Genomic DNA, 14,933 nt, shown 5'->3' with positions numbered 1-14,933 from the left:
TTAAGGGTTTATACTAAAAGCAAATATAGAAACATTATTAATATTGTCTAATCTTGATACAATATGAATTGGCCAAAAAGGACTTCATGCTTGAGCTTTGGCAAACCTGACAGGTTTGCCAAAGCTAAGGGGAAAAAAGATCCCTTTAACCTAAAAAACTGATAAAATACCCAATCAAATTTATCCTTCCACTTTAAAACAAGTGCCCATATTCCCAAACATTGGGCGTACCTTTGCGCTTTCAAAAATACCCCCCAACATGCTTACTTCTGCGAACCGCACGAAAATTATCTTAATACTTGGCATACTTTCAGCGATCGGGCCGCTGTCCATCGACATGTATTTGCCTGCTTTCAAAAATATCGCACACGCCTTAAACTGTTCACAAGAGGAAATGGGCTACACCCTTTCAAGTTTCTTTTTTGGAATTTGCATGGGCCAATTAATTAGTGGCCCTTTACTAGACCATTTTGGCCGAAAAAATGTCTTATACATCGGGCTTTCAATCTACGTAGTAAGCTCCATTGCCTGTGCATTTGCCCCCTCTGTGGAGGCATTAACCATCTTTCGCTTATTTCAAGCCTTAGGTGGCAGCGTGGGCATGGTCGCGCCAAACGCCGTCATTCGGGAAACCTTTGAGGAAAAAGAACGACCAAAAATCATGTCTTTCATGATCTTAATTTTAGGGGTTTCGCCCATTCTTGCTCCCTCACTTGGAAGTTTATTATTGACATTAGCCAGCTGGAAAGCTATTTTTCTTGTTTTAGCAGGAATCCTATTTGTCATCATATTCTTAATCAAGTCATGGCTTCCAGAGAAAATTAATCACGAGAAAAAAGGGCCATTCAAAATAACGACCATTGCCAAAGCATATCGCGCACTTTTTAAAGAAAAAGAATACCTGATTTTCGCTTTTACAGGCGCAATTGGCGCAGGAAGTATTTTTACATATGTTGGAGGAGCACCATTGACATTTTTGAACTACTATGGAGTCAGTGAATCGAAGTTTGGATTATTGTTTGCGATTGTGGCATCGGGGATTATTTCAGCGAGCCAACTGAACCGCGTGGTCCTTAAAAAGTATACAAGTTTACAGGTGTTACGCGTAACATTGCCTACGCAATTGGCCTTGGGACTCTTATTGTCGATTTTGGCAAAATTTGATTTGTTGACCATGGAGCTCAATATATTCCTATTGTTTTTGATCATGGGATGCCAAGGATTCAACTTCCCGAATGTTGCAACACTTGCCTTACGTCCATTTCATCGAGGTGCAGGAACGGCATCTGCCATGCTAGGATCCATTCAAATGGCCTGGGGAGCGGTTTGCAGTGTACTCGTTGGGTTATTATTTGATGGAACTCCTTTCACCATGTCAATCATCATTTTTAGCTGCGCAGTTATAGCGAATACTATCCTTTTTGGCCTAGGAAATAAAATCATTTTGACACCAAATACACATGCGTGAAAACCAACGATGCCACTCACCTCAAACTGAACTCCCACAAAGGCCCCAAAGCATATAATGCTCATAAAATAAATTTATGATTCATTAGCATTTATATTACGACTATCACGTAAAGTATTTTTAATTTTGTAATTCAACAATTAAAAAATGGCACCATCCAATCCGTTAAAGCGAATTGCCCAACTTGTCAAATTGCATAAAAAAGAGGTTGTTTCTATTTACCTCTTCTCCATGCTCAGTGGTCTAATCAATTTAAGTTTACCCTTGGGCGTTCAAACGATCATTGGTTTAGTGATGGGTGCGACGATGGTCAGCTCCATTTATGTGCTTATTTTCCTCGTTGTCTTGGGTGTATTTTTAGTGGGTATTTTACAAATCAATCAGATGAAAATCATTGAGACGATTCAGCAGCGCGTCTTCACAAGTTATGCCTACACATTTGCTGACACGATACCTCGCTTGGACTTAAAGAAAATGGACCACTATTTCATACCCGAAAAAGTGAACCGATTTTTCGATACCGTAAATATTCAAAAGGGATTTGCCAAGTTACTTCTCGATATACCTATTGCCACTGTTCAAATCGTTTTCGGAATTTTACTTCTTTCCCTATACCACCCGCTCTTCATTTTATTGGGTATTTTCCTAATTACACTTCTCCTTCTTATTTTTAATTTTAGTAGTAATAAAGGGATTTCAACTAGTATTGAAGAATCAAATTACAAATACGAGGTAGTTGGCTTTTTTAACGAAATGGGCCGCACGTTAAAATCATTTAAATTTAGTCAAGGAACTCATCTGAACTTGGAAAAAACAAACGTTCATACCCGAGGATATTTGAACGCACGTACGCAACATTTTCACGTGCTATTATTTCAATACAAAACATTGATTTTTTTCAAAGTAAGTTTGACACTTCTCATGTTAACGTTGGGGACATTTTTATTGGTCGAACAACAGTTAAACATTGGGGAGTTTATTGCCGCTGAAATCGTCATCTTAATCGTGATTGGGGCTGTCGAAAAACTAATCACTAGTTTAGATAGTGCATACGACGTGATCACCGGACTAGAAAAAATTGCTAGCGTAACCGAAAGCCCCTTGGAGCAATCCGGAACGATGGAACTGGGCGTCGATAAAGGACTCGATGTGCAGTTGGCCGACTTCACTTTTTCATTTAACTCAAGTAAAAAAATACTAGATTCAATTACATTACGATTTACACCAGGCCAAAAAATAAGCATTTCAGGCCCTGAAGGTTCAGGTAAATCCATGCTACTCCGCATATTAACTGGAAATTACCAAGACTTTCAAGGAAGCTTTCAAATCAATCACTTCCCCATACAAAATTACTCCTTACAAAGCCTGCGCAAATATACAGGCATTTTACTTCACGGACAGGAAATATTCGGTGGGAGTCTGTGGGAAAATATTAGCTTAGGACAAGAGGAAATCACAAGTGAATTGATCCTCCAAAAAGCAAATGAACTTGGATTTGATGATTTGTTAACTCATTTTCCTTCGGGATTCAACACTCCAATGGAGCCAATCGGGAAGAAAACGCCACAAACCATTATTCGTAAAATACTCCTACTTCGTGCACTTTGCGGAAATAAAAAACTACTACTACTAGAAGAGCCTTGGGCAGGTTTAGACCCAAGCAATAAAGAGATTATTAAAAAATACCTTTTGAATTTACCTGCTGATACGACCGTGATTGTCGTTTCAGATGATGCCGATTTTAATAAATTGACAGACCAACAAATTAACATGAACCATGGAAAAGTTTAACTCGTTTGACCACATCTACCAAGAAGGGAAAGGCACGGCAGTTAAACCTTGGTTATACACCTTGCTTTTTCTTAGTCTTGCGCTTATTTTTTTACCTTGGACTCAGAACATTCGTAGCAGAGGAAATATTACAAGCCTTTTTCAAGAACAAAAACCTCAAAAAATTTATAGCCCAATCGCCGGGAAAATTTCTAGGTGGTGGGTCAAAGAGGGGGACACTGTTCGGGCTGGCGATACGCTTGCCAAAATCACGGAGATTAAAGGCGAGTACCTTGACCCTAATTTGATTGCCCGTACACAAGACCAATTGAATGCCAAAGTGGGATCCCTCAGCTACTATGAACAAAAGATTTTAGCCACCGATGCACAGATTAAAAACCTGAAACGTTCATTGACCCTGAAACAAGAGCAGGTAGGAAACAAAATAAAGCAGCTCCAACAAAAAATTACGGGAGAGCGAGCCGAATTAGAGGCGGCTAAAAACGACTATGCGTTAGCCAAAGATCAGTTTGAACGAAACCAGAAAATGTACCGGGAAGGCTTGATTTCGCAGACGCAATTCCAACAGAGAAATGTGGCCATGCAAAATGCCCTGGCAAAAAATACAACAGCCGAGAATAAGGTAAATCAAACCTTGCAAGATATAGCAAACGCACAAATTGAGTTAGGGGGTATTGACCAAGAATACCGCGAAAAAATCAATAAGGCAGAGAGCGAAAGGTTTCAAAGTTTAGGACAGGTGGAAACCAACAAAGGAGATGTGGCCAAACTAAAGAATATGGTAACCAATTATACCATTCGAAATGGCATGTATTTCATCATCGCACCGCAAGCCGGTCAGATTATACAGGCAACAAAATCCGGACTTGGTGAAATTATTAAAGAAGGAGAAGACCTTTTGACGATTGTTCCAAATGTTAATAATGTTGCGGTAGAAATTTTTGTCCGCCCTGTGGATTTACCACTCATCGTACGCGGGGAAGAAGTCCGTTTAATTTTCGATGGTTATCCCGTGATTTTATTTGCTGGCGGCTGGCCTAATCAAAGCTTTGGAACCTTCCCAGGGAAAATACGCGCGGTAGAAAATACCATCAATGAACAAGGACTGTTTCGCGTCATTGTGGAGGAAGACCCCCAAGGAAAAAGATGGCCTAGACAGCTTCGAATTGGTGCAGGCGCACAAGGAATTGCCCTGCTAAACGACGTACCAGTTTGGTATGAATTGTGGCGAAATATTAATGGATTCCCTGCCGATTACTACCGTGGCAAAACAGCAAAAAAGGAAAAGAATGAAAAATAAAGTCTTGCTTTTTCTGCTGGTTTTCAACGTCAGTTTTGGCCAACAAAAAACGCTGAGCTCGACGGATTATTGGCAAATTGTTCAAAATTTCCACCCCATTGTCAAGCAAACTTTGATTGAAATTAAACAATCGAATGCCTCGCTGACGATTGCGCGTGGCGCTTTTGACCCTATATTGGAACATTACAGCACACAAAAAACGTTGGATGGCAAAAATTACATTGAATATCACGCGCCATCCCTAAGTATCCCTACCTGGTACGGTATCGAGTTCAATGCAGGAATAGAAAATATCAGAGGTTCGCGGCTTGATATTAGCCAGACTGTAGGCCAAACGAGTTACCTCGGGATTCAAATTCCTTTAGCCAAAAATTTGCTCATGGATAAGCGACGAGCCGTACTTCAGCAGGCTAAAATTATGCAAAAAATGGCGATTCAAGATCAGCGTAGTGAGCTGAACAAATTGTTACTTGATGCCATGGAAAGTTACATCTCTTGGGTGAGAAACTACCAAGCTTTTCTACTGGTAAAGGCAAATTATCAAAATGCTAGCAATCGATTAGAGTTTGTTAAGAAGAGTGTAGAATTTGGTGATCGGCCAGCTTTGGATACGTTGGAGGCCTTAACGCAGAAACAGACATTCGAAAATATGTTAACCGGAAAAATGCTTGATGTCGCAAACGCCCGAATAGGCTTATCCGCTTACCTTTGGAATGCGAACAATAATCCAGTTGACCTAGCCGAAGACGTCATTCCAACACCAAACGATGAAGTTCGCTTACTTGCAAATGCCGACCTTAATCTGCAAAGTCTCATTGACAAGGCCATGCAAAATCATCCCGAACTTAATAATTACCGAAATAAATTAGATGTGTTGGGGATTGAGAAAAGATTAAAGTTTCAAAGCTTATTACCCAAACTAGACCTAAGCTATAACCATTTGTCACGAGGTGGCCCATCACTTTATGGAGCTTCCTTCTTGGAAAATAATTACAAATACGGGGTCAAATTTGAATTACCCTTGCGGCTTTCCGAAGGTCGTGGTTCCTATCAAGCGGCCAAGTTAAAACTCGAAAATGAGCAACTTAATTTGAATCAAAAACAGGTTCAAGTTGAGATCAAAATCCGTAATTACTTCAATGAATTCGAAGCCTTACAAAAACAAATTAGAACACAGGAATCTGCTTACAAAAATTTTCAATCGCTTGTAAAGGCTGAGGAACTACGATTTGATAATGGAGAGTCTTCGTTGTTTTTAATCAATAGTCGGGAAATGAAATCCCTCGAGGCCGCAGAAAAGTTGGTGGACCTAAAAGCCTACCTACAAAAAACCACTTTTGCCATGCAGGCGAGTGCGGGTATCTTATATGAAAACTAGATTTTTCGGTTTTTGACCTGATCAAAAGCCGCATCATAGTCAGTTCGTATCGTTCCCATCACACGGTCCCAAAACAAGGTATATAAACCGTAATTCCCCTTAAAATATTTGTGATGCTGATTGTGTGCCACGGCTGTATTTACCCACCGACCGATCTGCGTTGTATTAAATCCTTTGGGATATAATTCCCAACCCATGTGTCCATAAATATTGTAGATAATGGAAAAAAGGAAAAAGATTGGCACATGTGTAACGTGCATGGGTAAGGTGAAATAAAACAAAATGATAATCCCATTTTCCAGAATCGCTTCCAACGGGTGAAAGGCATACGCCGCCCACGGAGAGGGATTAGTAGATTTATGATGCACCAAATGAAACCATTTGAATAATACGGGATGGTGCATCATTCGATGAATCCAATAAAAGTAGGTGTCATGTATCACAAACATGATTGGGAAAGCGAGTAGATAATAAGCCAATCCGTATTCAGCAATTTCCCGGTAAATCGTGGTATAAGGCCTTATGGCAGGATTGAAAACGATCGCTGTCACAATCAAAGAAAAAATGATCATACTCGAGAGCGAGTATATCATTTCGCGGAGATAATCTGTGTTTTTAGGAAAAGAGACCTGAATTTTTTTGGCTGCTATTCGATTTCGCAAGAAAAAATAACATAGGATAAATATGATGCCTGCCAGAATAAAATAGCGACTGCCTACATTACGAAGGATTTCAAGAAATTTATCGGTGGAAAAATTCATCGTGCAATATTACAAGAAATTTTTCCTTTTTAGAAATATCCAATTGTTCCGCATTAGGTTTTAAACAATTCATAAAAAAAGGGCGCCTTCACAGGCGCCCTTCCGTTATTTTAATTTCATACTGACTGGATCCCACTGGATAATCTTCTTGCTGAAATAACTTTCATTACAAGCCAAAGCAGGCGCGGCCGCTCTAAATCCAAAGGTCGCGTCTTCCACCACTTGCTTACCCGTACGAATCGCATCAAAGAAGTTTGTGAAGTGATCCACATGTTCATCGTAACCCGCTGGCGCTTTAAAAATCACATCTTCTTTGATCGGGCGCTTGCGTTGAGACTCCGACCATTTGGCATTGTATTCCTTCGTCATCTCCTCCTGCATACTTTTCGGGAACGTAAATACCGAATCATATCCGCCAAAACCTGGCGCCTCTGGCATGATGCTATGAGTCACAGATATCGTATTTCCCTTCACGTTCATTACTCCTTCTGAGCCGATCAAACGAGTCACCTCTTGACCACCCGTTCCGCTGACAAAGTTCACCTGCAAGGTCAATTGGAAGGCAGGGTGTTGAGGAGTATCCGGATATTGCATAACACCCGACATTACATCTGGTAAATTACGCCCATCTTTCCAATAGCTAAATTGGCCCGTAGAGAAAATGGTTTCTGGACCATTAGAGTTAGTCATAAAGTGGGTGCCGCTCAATAAGTGGATGAATAAATCACCTGCAACACCGGTTCCTACTTCCTTAAATGCACGCCACCAGAAAAATTTCTTCGCGTCAAATTCCATTTTGGCAGTTGCCTCGATGAAACGATTCCAATCACAGGTAGATGCATCTGCGTCTTTTGGAATGGTATATTCCCACGCGCCGATGGAGCTTTGGCGATCGTATACGGCGTTAACCATGTTGAGCTTTCCGATTTCGCCTTTGGCCAACATCTCCTTCGCTTTTGCTAAGCCTAAGCTGCTAACGCGTTGGGAGCCTACTTGTAACACCTTGTTGTATTTCTTTTGCGCATCGATGACGCGTTGTCCTTCGCTGATTTTGTAGACCATCGGCTTCTCTATATACACATGTTTTCCTTTAGCTAAGGCATCGATGGTGATGCGTGCATGCCAAACGTCATGCGTCGCAATAATGACCGCGTCGATATCCGGGCGGTCTAATAATTCTTTGTAGTTACGGGTGGTATATAAATCTTTGCCGTAAAGTTCTTTGGCATTTTCGATACGACCCGTGTATAAATCACAAATTCCGGCTAATTCTACGCCTGGAACTTTTAGGGCAGATGCTAAATCGAAATGGCCTTGTACGCCAAAACCGATAACGCCCAGGCGGATTTTATCACCAATGGATATTGGTTTTTCGTAACGTAAAATTCGCTCTTCAGCTTTTTGCTGTGCTGCGAATGATTGTAAAGGTGCCGCGGCGGCTACCATACTTGTTGCACCGATTTGCTGCAGGAATCGTCTGCGTGATGCGGAACTGTTATCTTTCATAAATAGGTTATTTTTTCGAGTGCTAATTTACAAATCTTCTAATGCGTAACGCACATAGGCGAACTTTTTTCCATCAGGACTCCAAGATGGAACATTGATCGTGCCCTGTCCGCCATAAAATTCCTCCGTCAAATCTCTAATTTTTTTCGTTTTCAAATCTAATAAGCGCAATTTAATTTGTCGGCCAAACGGATGTGACTGCGCCTGGTCTTCCATGTAAGTAATAATGGTCGCTACCTTATTATTCGGGGCGATGTGTGCAAACCAATTGGAGTAGTTATCAAAAGTCATTTGTTCTGGCTCAGATCCATCGGGTTTGATTCGCCAAATCTGCATCATGCCTGAACGGTACGAATTAATATATATGTATTTCCCATCAGGCGAATATTCGGGTCCATCATCCAACCCTTCCGTGCTTGTCAAACGAATCTCTTCGCCGCCATTCGTCGACATGGCGTATACGTCAAAATTACCATTTCGTTCTGCGCAATAGACCATCGTTTTAGCGTCAGGTGAAACACCATGCCAGTACGACGGTGTCAAAGGGGTTAACTGAACTGGCTCGCCACCTGCTTCACTTACTTTATAAATAAAGGAAGAGCCCCCTTTGATTTCTGGTTTTCCACTGGAGATAAAAAGCGTTTTACCATCAAAGGTATAGCCATGGTCATTGTTGGCCTTCTGCACCGTCCCCGTATTCAGTTCGCCTAATTTCTCCCCATTCGGGCTGATTTTTTCCAGTTTACCGTATGCATTGATTAATAAAAATTTGCCATCATGAGACCAGTTAGGTGCCTCAAAATGTCGCTTTTCTTCTAAAATTTTCTCGGATTTACCGGACTCGAGGTCGTAAATGTACAACGCACTAATGACTTTTTTGCCCGCGGGCACCTGTGCCGAAAGCGAGCTGGCGAGGAGCGCCAGGGCTAGGATTTTTTTCATGATAGGTTTAGATTCACGTAAGTTTACATAGAATCGGAAAAGATTCCTATCCTGATTTTCCGCCTTACCATTCTCCCCCACCTCTGGGCCCCTTACCTTTGGGCCCCTTACCTTTGGCAATCCTCCAAGGTTTGCCAAAGGTAGTGGTTTGCCGGCGTAACTGATTTTGAAAAACTGATAATCGAAACCAGTTTATTGGAAAGAAAAAACAAACGGAAATACAAAACTTACGACCGCTGCCCAGATTGCATAATAGGGTAAAAACCGGGTCATGCCTGCCTCCACGTCATCGAGATTTTTTTGCCCTTTGAGCAACCCGAGCAATTGACGTGTGACGAAAATAAGGTTCAACAAAACCAATACATTACTTCCCAAAACCGCCACGCGGTTAGGCGTAAAACCCAATTCATACAATCGAAAGGCAATGGCTGAAAGCGCAATGCCATTGTTGACAATCGCCAGACAGGCTAAAGCCACCAAGGAAAAACGTTGAAATGTCGGCGCAGAATCTTTTGTTGACTCACTGACTGAGAATAACAACAAAGCCATTACCCCCAACAAAATCCCATTAAAAATCAGCAAGAACTCACGATCGTTGTACGGATCTTTCCCCGAATAAATGAATGCACACAAAAACAAAATTAACATCACGGTGACCAGTGGTGTAAAGATTCGGGCAATTACAGGTGAAATTTTACTGACGAGTGTGGGGTTTTGGTGCACCAACAGCGTCGCAAGCAAAGGCACAGAAGGTAACACAGAAAGCACCAAATAACGGAAATAAAAATCCTCAATTTTAATGTCAATCAAATTGAAAAGATTAATCGTTAAGGCTGTGAAAAGGCCACCTGCCAACAAGATTACTGCACTCATGACAAGCAAGTCCCCATGAAAACGCAGAAAATTGACGCGCTTTTTAACTTCTGTCCTTTGAGCTCCACTGAAAATATAACCGACTAAAAACCACATCAACAAAGGGACATGCAAGCAAGTCAAAATAAAGGTATTGCTCGACAAATTATCCGGAAGCAAATTCACAAAAACAACGGAAAAAAGTAACAGTACCACTGGCCATAAAAGACGCTGGAAAGGCAGTCCCTGCTTAAAAACAAAAAAACCAGCCATACCAGGCAACACAATAAATGCTATGTTTCGCGGATAATAGAAATCATGCGAGATGGAGAACAGATCTGGCATTTGCATGAAAAATGCAACAATCAACGCAACAATACCTACAAAAACCCAATCTCTCAAATTCCCCCAGGTAATTTCTGATTGAACCCCGCGCAAGCGCTCATACCAAAATTGCGCAGCAATATCCGACTGTACATCAGGATAGATTTGTTGAAATGCAACTGTAAAAACAGCTGGGTTAGCCCGGTATAAATTTTCTAATACCTCAGGCTTATGTAAATTTTCTTTAATGCGATTTTCCATACTATGATTGCATTTGTTTGATGAATTTCTCCAAACTAAGGAGGTGCTGCGCAAAGGCCTGCTTACCTAATTCCGTGGCGGCATATTGTGTATTGGGCTTACGGCCAATAAACTGCTTACGCACCTCTACATAACCCAGTTTTTCTAAAGCCTGCATGTGACTCGCTAAGTTGCCGTCGCTTAATTGAAGCGATTCCTTCAAACGCGCAAAATCCAATTCGTCCTGAACCACCAGCAAGGACATCATCCCCAGTCGGACCCGACTTTCAAAAGCCTTATTCAGATCTTGAAATAAATTAGACACGTTCGTATCGGGTATAAATGATGAAACCGTAAAAAATATGAACCAGACCAAATCCGAGCGCCCAAATCAATATGCCATACGCTAAAAATGCCGTTGCCAAAAGACCTAAAATGATAAAGAATAGGCCAACTGACCGTACGGCGTCCAAGGTATATTTACTCGCACTTAATAACCCTAGTCCATAAAATAGAAGTGAAACAGGGGCCGCAAGTGAAACTAATCCGACTTGCACTAATAGAATAGCAAAAATTCCTCCCGTAAGTACCGGAATGGCTAGGCTATAGGTGAGGCGTTTGGCCGCATTGTCCCACGCCCGCTTGCCTGATTCGCGTGCATTGCGCATTGCCATAAACAGCCCAATCCCCACACAAATTATAAACAAGGAACTGATAAGGATGATGAGAAGAGTCTGATGTGATGAATGCCACATCCGTTCCAACGCCTCTGACTCAAATGGCGAAATGCCCGTCATCAGATAAGCAAAACAGACACATACCATCGATAGGATTCCTGCCAAAATTCCCGATAAACCACTAATCGATTTGAATCGAGAAGCTTGATCCATCATATCCCGCATCTCTTGGATGGCGGCCAACTGTTCTTCGTGATTTTCCATATTAAAAAGTACTTTGTATTGCAAAGTTAAAATGAAAATCCGAAAATGAAAATTTTATTTCAAATGAACCTGGACAAGCTCTGTGATTTCAGCTTGTAACCGTCGGATTATATTCCATTTGGCATAAGGTCGATAATAACAAATACTCACCTCTCTCCGAAGTGTGCCATCGCTGATTTCCAAAAGTTGTCTCTTCCTACCCTCACTCAACTGCCGCACATACAAAGATGGCAACAAGGTCACACCCTGAAATGTATCCACTAAATTCAGCAACGTATCAAATGTATTAGATTCTACAGATAGGTTAGCAGGCAACGATTTATGCTTCTTCAAGTCACACAATTGAATGATTTGATCACGCAGACAATGGCCCTCTTGTAGTAAAAAGATCCGCTGCTGACTCAGATCGGTTTTACTTAGCTGCTTTTCCCCGGTAGTCAGATATCCATAAAGGCGCAAGTCCTCAACATACAGTCGTTGTGTCTCTAAGTCGGTGGATGCAATAGGCGTACTCAAAATGCCTACATCCAACTTCCCCTCGCGCAAATCTTTGATCATCTGATTCGTGGTTACCTCATGAATTTCCAAATGGAGAAGCGGATACTTTTCCACTAATGGTTTCATGATCAAAGGCAAAACCGAACTTGCAATCGTGGGTATAATCCCCAATTTCACCTTCCCCTCAATTTTCTGATTAATTGCCTTGGAAGACGAAAGCAGTGCATTGGCGTGTGCGACAACTTGTTGGGCTTGCACCAAAACCTCCCGCCCATTTTCCGTCGTGGCAATCGGATTTGCTTTGCGGTCAAAAATCACGATATCCAGCTGCTCCTCAAGCTTTTTTACCATGGCACTTAACGTTGCCTGGGTAACATGACAATAATCAGCTGCTTTGGAGAAGCTTTTAAATTGGTCAACTGCCAATATGTACTCTAATTGCTGTATATTCACCGATATAGATTTTATCTATGTCAAATATAGAAAATTTCAGTTTTCTCTATAAATATTTTGCCACTAAATTGGCACCACTAAAAATTAAAAATCATGAAAAAACTACTATTAATCAGTGCGATTGCAGCTTCATTTACTGCTCAAGCACAGGATTATTCAGCTAAGCCAGCAGCAGCAGCAGCGGCTAATCCACATGCAGCGGCAGGTGTAAATCCACACGCAGCAAATCCACATGGCGCCAACCCACACGCCGCAGGAGGCGTAAATCCACACGCAGGCATCAACCCGCACACGGGTATGAAAGCGTCAGGACCTACCAACAAAGATTGGTGGCCAAGCCAATTGAACGTAGGCATGCTACGTCAAAACTCCGAGAAGTCAAACCCGATGGGACCTGACTTCAACTACATCAAAGCATTTAAGAGCCTTGATTATTTCGCGTTGAAAAAAGACATCGCAGCCGTATTAACGAAATCACAAGATTGGTGGCCAGCTGACTTTGGCAATTATGGTCCACTTTTCATCCGTATGGCATGGCATAGCGCAGGTACCTACCGTTCAGGTGATGGACGTGGTGGCGCAAGAGCAGGCCAACAGCGTTTTTCTCCTTTGAACTCGTGGCCAGATAATACAAACCTTGACAAGGCGCGTCGTTTGTTATGGCCGATCAAGCAAAAGTATGGCGATAAAATTTCTTGGGCTGACTTAATGGTCCTTACAGGGAACGTATCACTTGAGCAAATGGGCTTTAAGACTTTTGGTTTTGCCGGTGGCCGCACGGACGTTTGGGAACCAGAAGAAAACGTGTATTGGGGATCAGAGAAAAAATGGTTAGACGATAAAAACCGTTACTCAGGTGACCGTAAATTAGAGAATCCATTAGCTGCGGTTCAAATGGGCTTAATCTATGTGAATCCAGAAGGGCCGAATGGCGTACCAGATCCTATTGGTTCGGCGAAAGATATCCGTGAGACGTTTGGCCGCATGGCGATGAACGACGAAGAAACAGTGGCTTTAATCGCCGGTGGTCACACCTTTGGTAAAACACACGGTGCAGGTCCAGCGACGAACGTAGGTCCAGATCCAGAAGCAGCAGGAATCGAAGAGCAAGGAATGGGTTGGAAAAGCACGTACAAATCAGGTAAGGGAAAAGATGCGATCACGTCTGGTTTAGAAGTTACTTGGACGTCGACGCCTACACAATGGGGTATCGGATACCTACACTTGCTATTTAATAACGAGTGGACATTAGAGAAAAGCCCAGCCGGTGCTAACCAGTGGATTGCGAAAGATAGTCCAAACATCATCCCAGATGCGTTTGATAAAAACGTATTCCACAAGCCTACGATGTTAACTTCGGATATCGCTTTACGCGCTGATCCAGTTTACGAGAAAATCTCACGTAGTTTCTTAGAGAATCCGGAATTGTATGCGAAGGCTTTTGCGAAAGCTTGGTTCAAATTAACGCACCGCGACATGGGTCCTAGCTCAACGTATTTAGGACCAGAAGTTCCGAAGGAGCAATTGCTTTGGCAAGATCCAATTCCTGCGTTGAATCACGAGGTAGTGAACGCGCAAGACGTAGCGGCTTTGAAAACGACCATTTTAAACTCTGGTTTATCGATCAGCGAATTAGTTTCGACAGCTTGGGCTTCAGCTTCAACGTACCGTCATTCAGATCGCCGCGGTGGTGCAAACGGAGCGCGTATTCGTCTTCAACCACAACGCAGCTGGGAAGTTAACAACCCGAAGCAATTGGAAAAAGTGTTAGCGGTTTTGGAAAAAATCCAACAAGATTTCAATGCTAAATCAGGTAAGAAAAAAGTATCAGTTGCTGATTTAATCGTCTTAGGTGGTTCTGCAGCGGTAGAAAAAGCAGCAGCGAATGCAGGTGTGAAAACAACCGTTCCGTTTACACCAGGTCGTATGGATGCTTCACAAGAGCAAACAGATGTGGCATCCGTTAGCTTATTAGAGCCGATGGGTGATGGTTTCCGTAACTACACGAAAACACGTTACACGCTTTCGACAGAAGAAATCTTCGTAGACAAAGCACAATTATTAACTTTGACTGCGCCAGAAATGACGGTGTTAACAGGTGGTATGCGTGTGTTGAACACGAATTACAACGGTTCGAAACACGGCGTATTTACGACGAAGAAGGACGCGTTAACGAACGACTTCTTTGTGAACTTGTTGGAGATGGGAACTACCTGGAAGCCAGTAGACGAAGCAAAAGAAGAATACGTAGGTAAAAATGAAAAAGGAGCTGTGGTTGCGACTGCAACGCGTGCCGACTTGATTTTTGGTTCGAATTCAGAGCTACGCGCTCTTGCTGAAGTCTATGCAACGAAGGATTCACAAACTAAATTTGTGAAGGATTTCGTAGCTGCTTGGACGAAGGTGATGAACCTTGACCGCTTTGATGTAAGTTTTAAATAGATTGTTTTGAAGTTTGAAGAAAGGCCGACTCATTGAG

At 42.1% G+C, this 14,933-nt stretch carries 12 protein-coding genes; 5 read left to right on the top strand and 7 right to left on the bottom strand.

All coding sequences use genetic code 11. The features are described from left to right. Positions 1–259: 259 nt before the first annotated feature. The 4 genes from ACIQ6T_RS02330 (at position 260) to ACIQ6T_RS02315 (ending at position 5,937) form a co-directional block, all read left to right on the top strand. A complete protein-coding gene (locus ACIQ6T_RS02330) occupies positions 260–1,468 on the top strand; it encodes a multidrug effflux MFS transporter (RefSeq protein ID WP_395783817.1) in 1,209 nt (402 codons plus the stop codon). 147 nt (positions 1,469–1,615) lie between these two features. Further along, complete coding sequence (locus ACIQ6T_RS02325) at positions 1,616–3,259, top strand: ATP-binding cassette domain-containing protein (RefSeq protein WP_395783815.1); 1,644 nt, start codon at positions 1,616–1,618, stop codon at positions 3,257–3,259. Then, on the top strand, positions 3,246–4,559 hold the full coding sequence (locus ACIQ6T_RS02320; protein ID WP_395783813.1) for an HlyD family secretion protein: 1,314 nt from the start codon (positions 3,246–3,248) through the stop codon (positions 4,557–4,559). Before ACIQ6T_RS02325 ends, ACIQ6T_RS02320 begins: the two co-directional genes overlap by 14 nt. Then, positions 4,549–5,937 (top strand): TolC family protein, encoded by a 1,389-nt coding sequence (locus tag ACIQ6T_RS02315; RefSeq protein ID WP_395783811.1) that lies wholly within the window; start codon positions 4,549–4,551, stop codon positions 5,935–5,937. Before ACIQ6T_RS02320 ends, ACIQ6T_RS02315 begins: the two co-directional genes overlap by 11 nt. Here the strand turns inward: ACIQ6T_RS02315 and ACIQ6T_RS02310 are convergent. The 7 genes from ACIQ6T_RS02310 to ACIQ6T_RS02280 form a co-directional block, all read right to left on the bottom strand. Beyond that, on the bottom strand, positions 5,934–6,530 hold the full coding sequence (locus ACIQ6T_RS02310; RefSeq protein ID WP_395783809.1) for a sterol desaturase family protein: 597 nt from the start codon (positions 6,528–6,530) through the stop codon (positions 5,934–5,936). The two genes, ACIQ6T_RS02315 and ACIQ6T_RS02310, sit on opposite strands and share 4 nt — an antisense overlap. Positions 6,531–6,803: 273 nt before the next feature. Then, on the bottom strand, positions 6,804–8,204 hold the full coding sequence (locus ACIQ6T_RS02305; RefSeq protein WP_395783808.1) for a Gfo/Idh/MocA family protein: 1,401 nt from the start codon (positions 8,202–8,204) through the stop codon (positions 6,804–6,806). A gap of 27 nt (positions 8,205–8,231) precedes the next feature. Beyond that, entirely contained in the window at positions 8,232–9,146 is a 915-nt protein-coding gene (locus ACIQ6T_RS02300) for a transporter (RefSeq protein WP_395783806.1), read from the bottom strand. Positions 9,147–9,338: 192 nt separating this feature from the next. After that, positions 9,339–10,583, bottom strand: coding sequence for a hypothetical protein (locus tag ACIQ6T_RS02295; RefSeq protein ID WP_395783804.1), 1,245 nt, complete (start codon positions 10,581–10,583; stop codon positions 9,339–9,341). Between the two features lies 1 nt (position 10,584). Continuing rightward, positions 10,585–10,887, bottom strand: coding sequence for a winged helix-turn-helix domain-containing protein (locus ACIQ6T_RS02290; RefSeq protein WP_395767574.1), 303 nt, complete (start codon positions 10,885–10,887; stop codon positions 10,585–10,587). Continuing rightward, complete coding sequence (locus ACIQ6T_RS02285) at positions 10,880–11,503, bottom strand: hypothetical protein (protein WP_395783802.1); 624 nt, start codon at positions 11,501–11,503, stop codon at positions 10,880–10,882. Before ACIQ6T_RS02285 ends, ACIQ6T_RS02290 begins: the two co-directional genes overlap by 8 nt. Positions 11,504–11,557: 54 nt before the next feature. Further along, on the bottom strand, positions 11,558–12,454 hold the full coding sequence (locus ACIQ6T_RS02280; protein ID WP_395783800.1) for a LysR family transcriptional regulator: 897 nt from the start codon (positions 12,452–12,454) through the stop codon (positions 11,558–11,560). A 297-nt stretch (positions 12,455–12,751) separates the two neighbouring features. On the opposite strand from ACIQ6T_RS02280, the gene katG reads away from it, so the two are divergent. Then, the gene (katG, locus tag ACIQ6T_RS02275) at positions 12,752–14,896 is read left to right on the top strand and encodes a catalase/peroxidase HPI (RefSeq protein ID WP_395783857.1); all 2,145 of its coding nucleotides are present in this window, start codon (positions 12,752–12,754) and stop codon (positions 14,894–14,896) included. Positions 14,897–14,933 lie beyond the last annotated feature (37 nt).

Source organism: Aquirufa sp., assembly GCF_044377215.1.
Classification (GTDB): domain Bacteria; phylum Bacteroidota; class Bacteroidia; order Cytophagales; family Spirosomataceae; genus Aquirufa.
The sequence above is the reverse complement of the archived record's forward strand: the minus strand, read 5'-3'. Positions and strand labels throughout refer to the sequence as shown.

Coding starts and splice junctions, on each gene's coding strand:
- ACIQ6T_RS02330 (WP_395783817.1), top strand. CDS start 260: ATGCTTACTTCTGCGAACCGCACGAAAATTATCTTAATACTTGGCATA.
- ACIQ6T_RS02325 (WP_395783815.1), top strand. CDS start 1,616: ATGGCACCATCCAATCCGTTAAAGCGAATTGCCCAACTTGTCAAATTG.
- ACIQ6T_RS02320 (WP_395783813.1), top strand. CDS start 3,246: ATGGAAAAGTTTAACTCGTTTGACCACATCTACCAAGAAGGGAAAGGC.
- ACIQ6T_RS02315 (WP_395783811.1), top strand. CDS start 4,549: ATGAAAAATAAAGTCTTGCTTTTTCTGCTGGTTTTCAACGTCAGTTTT.
- ACIQ6T_RS02310 (WP_395783809.1), bottom strand. CDS start 6,530: ATGATATACTCGCTCTCGAGTATGATCATTTTTTCTTTGATTGTGACA.
- ACIQ6T_RS02305 (WP_395783808.1), bottom strand. CDS start 8,204: ATGAAAGATAACAGTTCCGCATCACGCAGACGATTCCTGCAGCAAATC.
- ACIQ6T_RS02300 (WP_395783806.1), bottom strand. CDS start 9,146: ATGAAAAAAATCCTAGCCCTGGCGCTCCTCGCCAGCTCGCTTTCGGCA.
- ACIQ6T_RS02295 (WP_395783804.1), bottom strand. CDS start 10,583: ATGGAAAATCGCATTAAAGAAAATTTACATAAGCCTGAGGTATTAGAA.
- ACIQ6T_RS02285 (WP_395783802.1), bottom strand. CDS start 11,503: ATGGAAAATCACGAAGAACAGTTGGCCGCCATCCAAGAGATGCGGGAT.
- katG (WP_395783857.1), top strand. CDS start 12,752: ATGAAAGCGTCAGGACCTACCAACAAAGATTGGTGGCCAAGCCAATTG.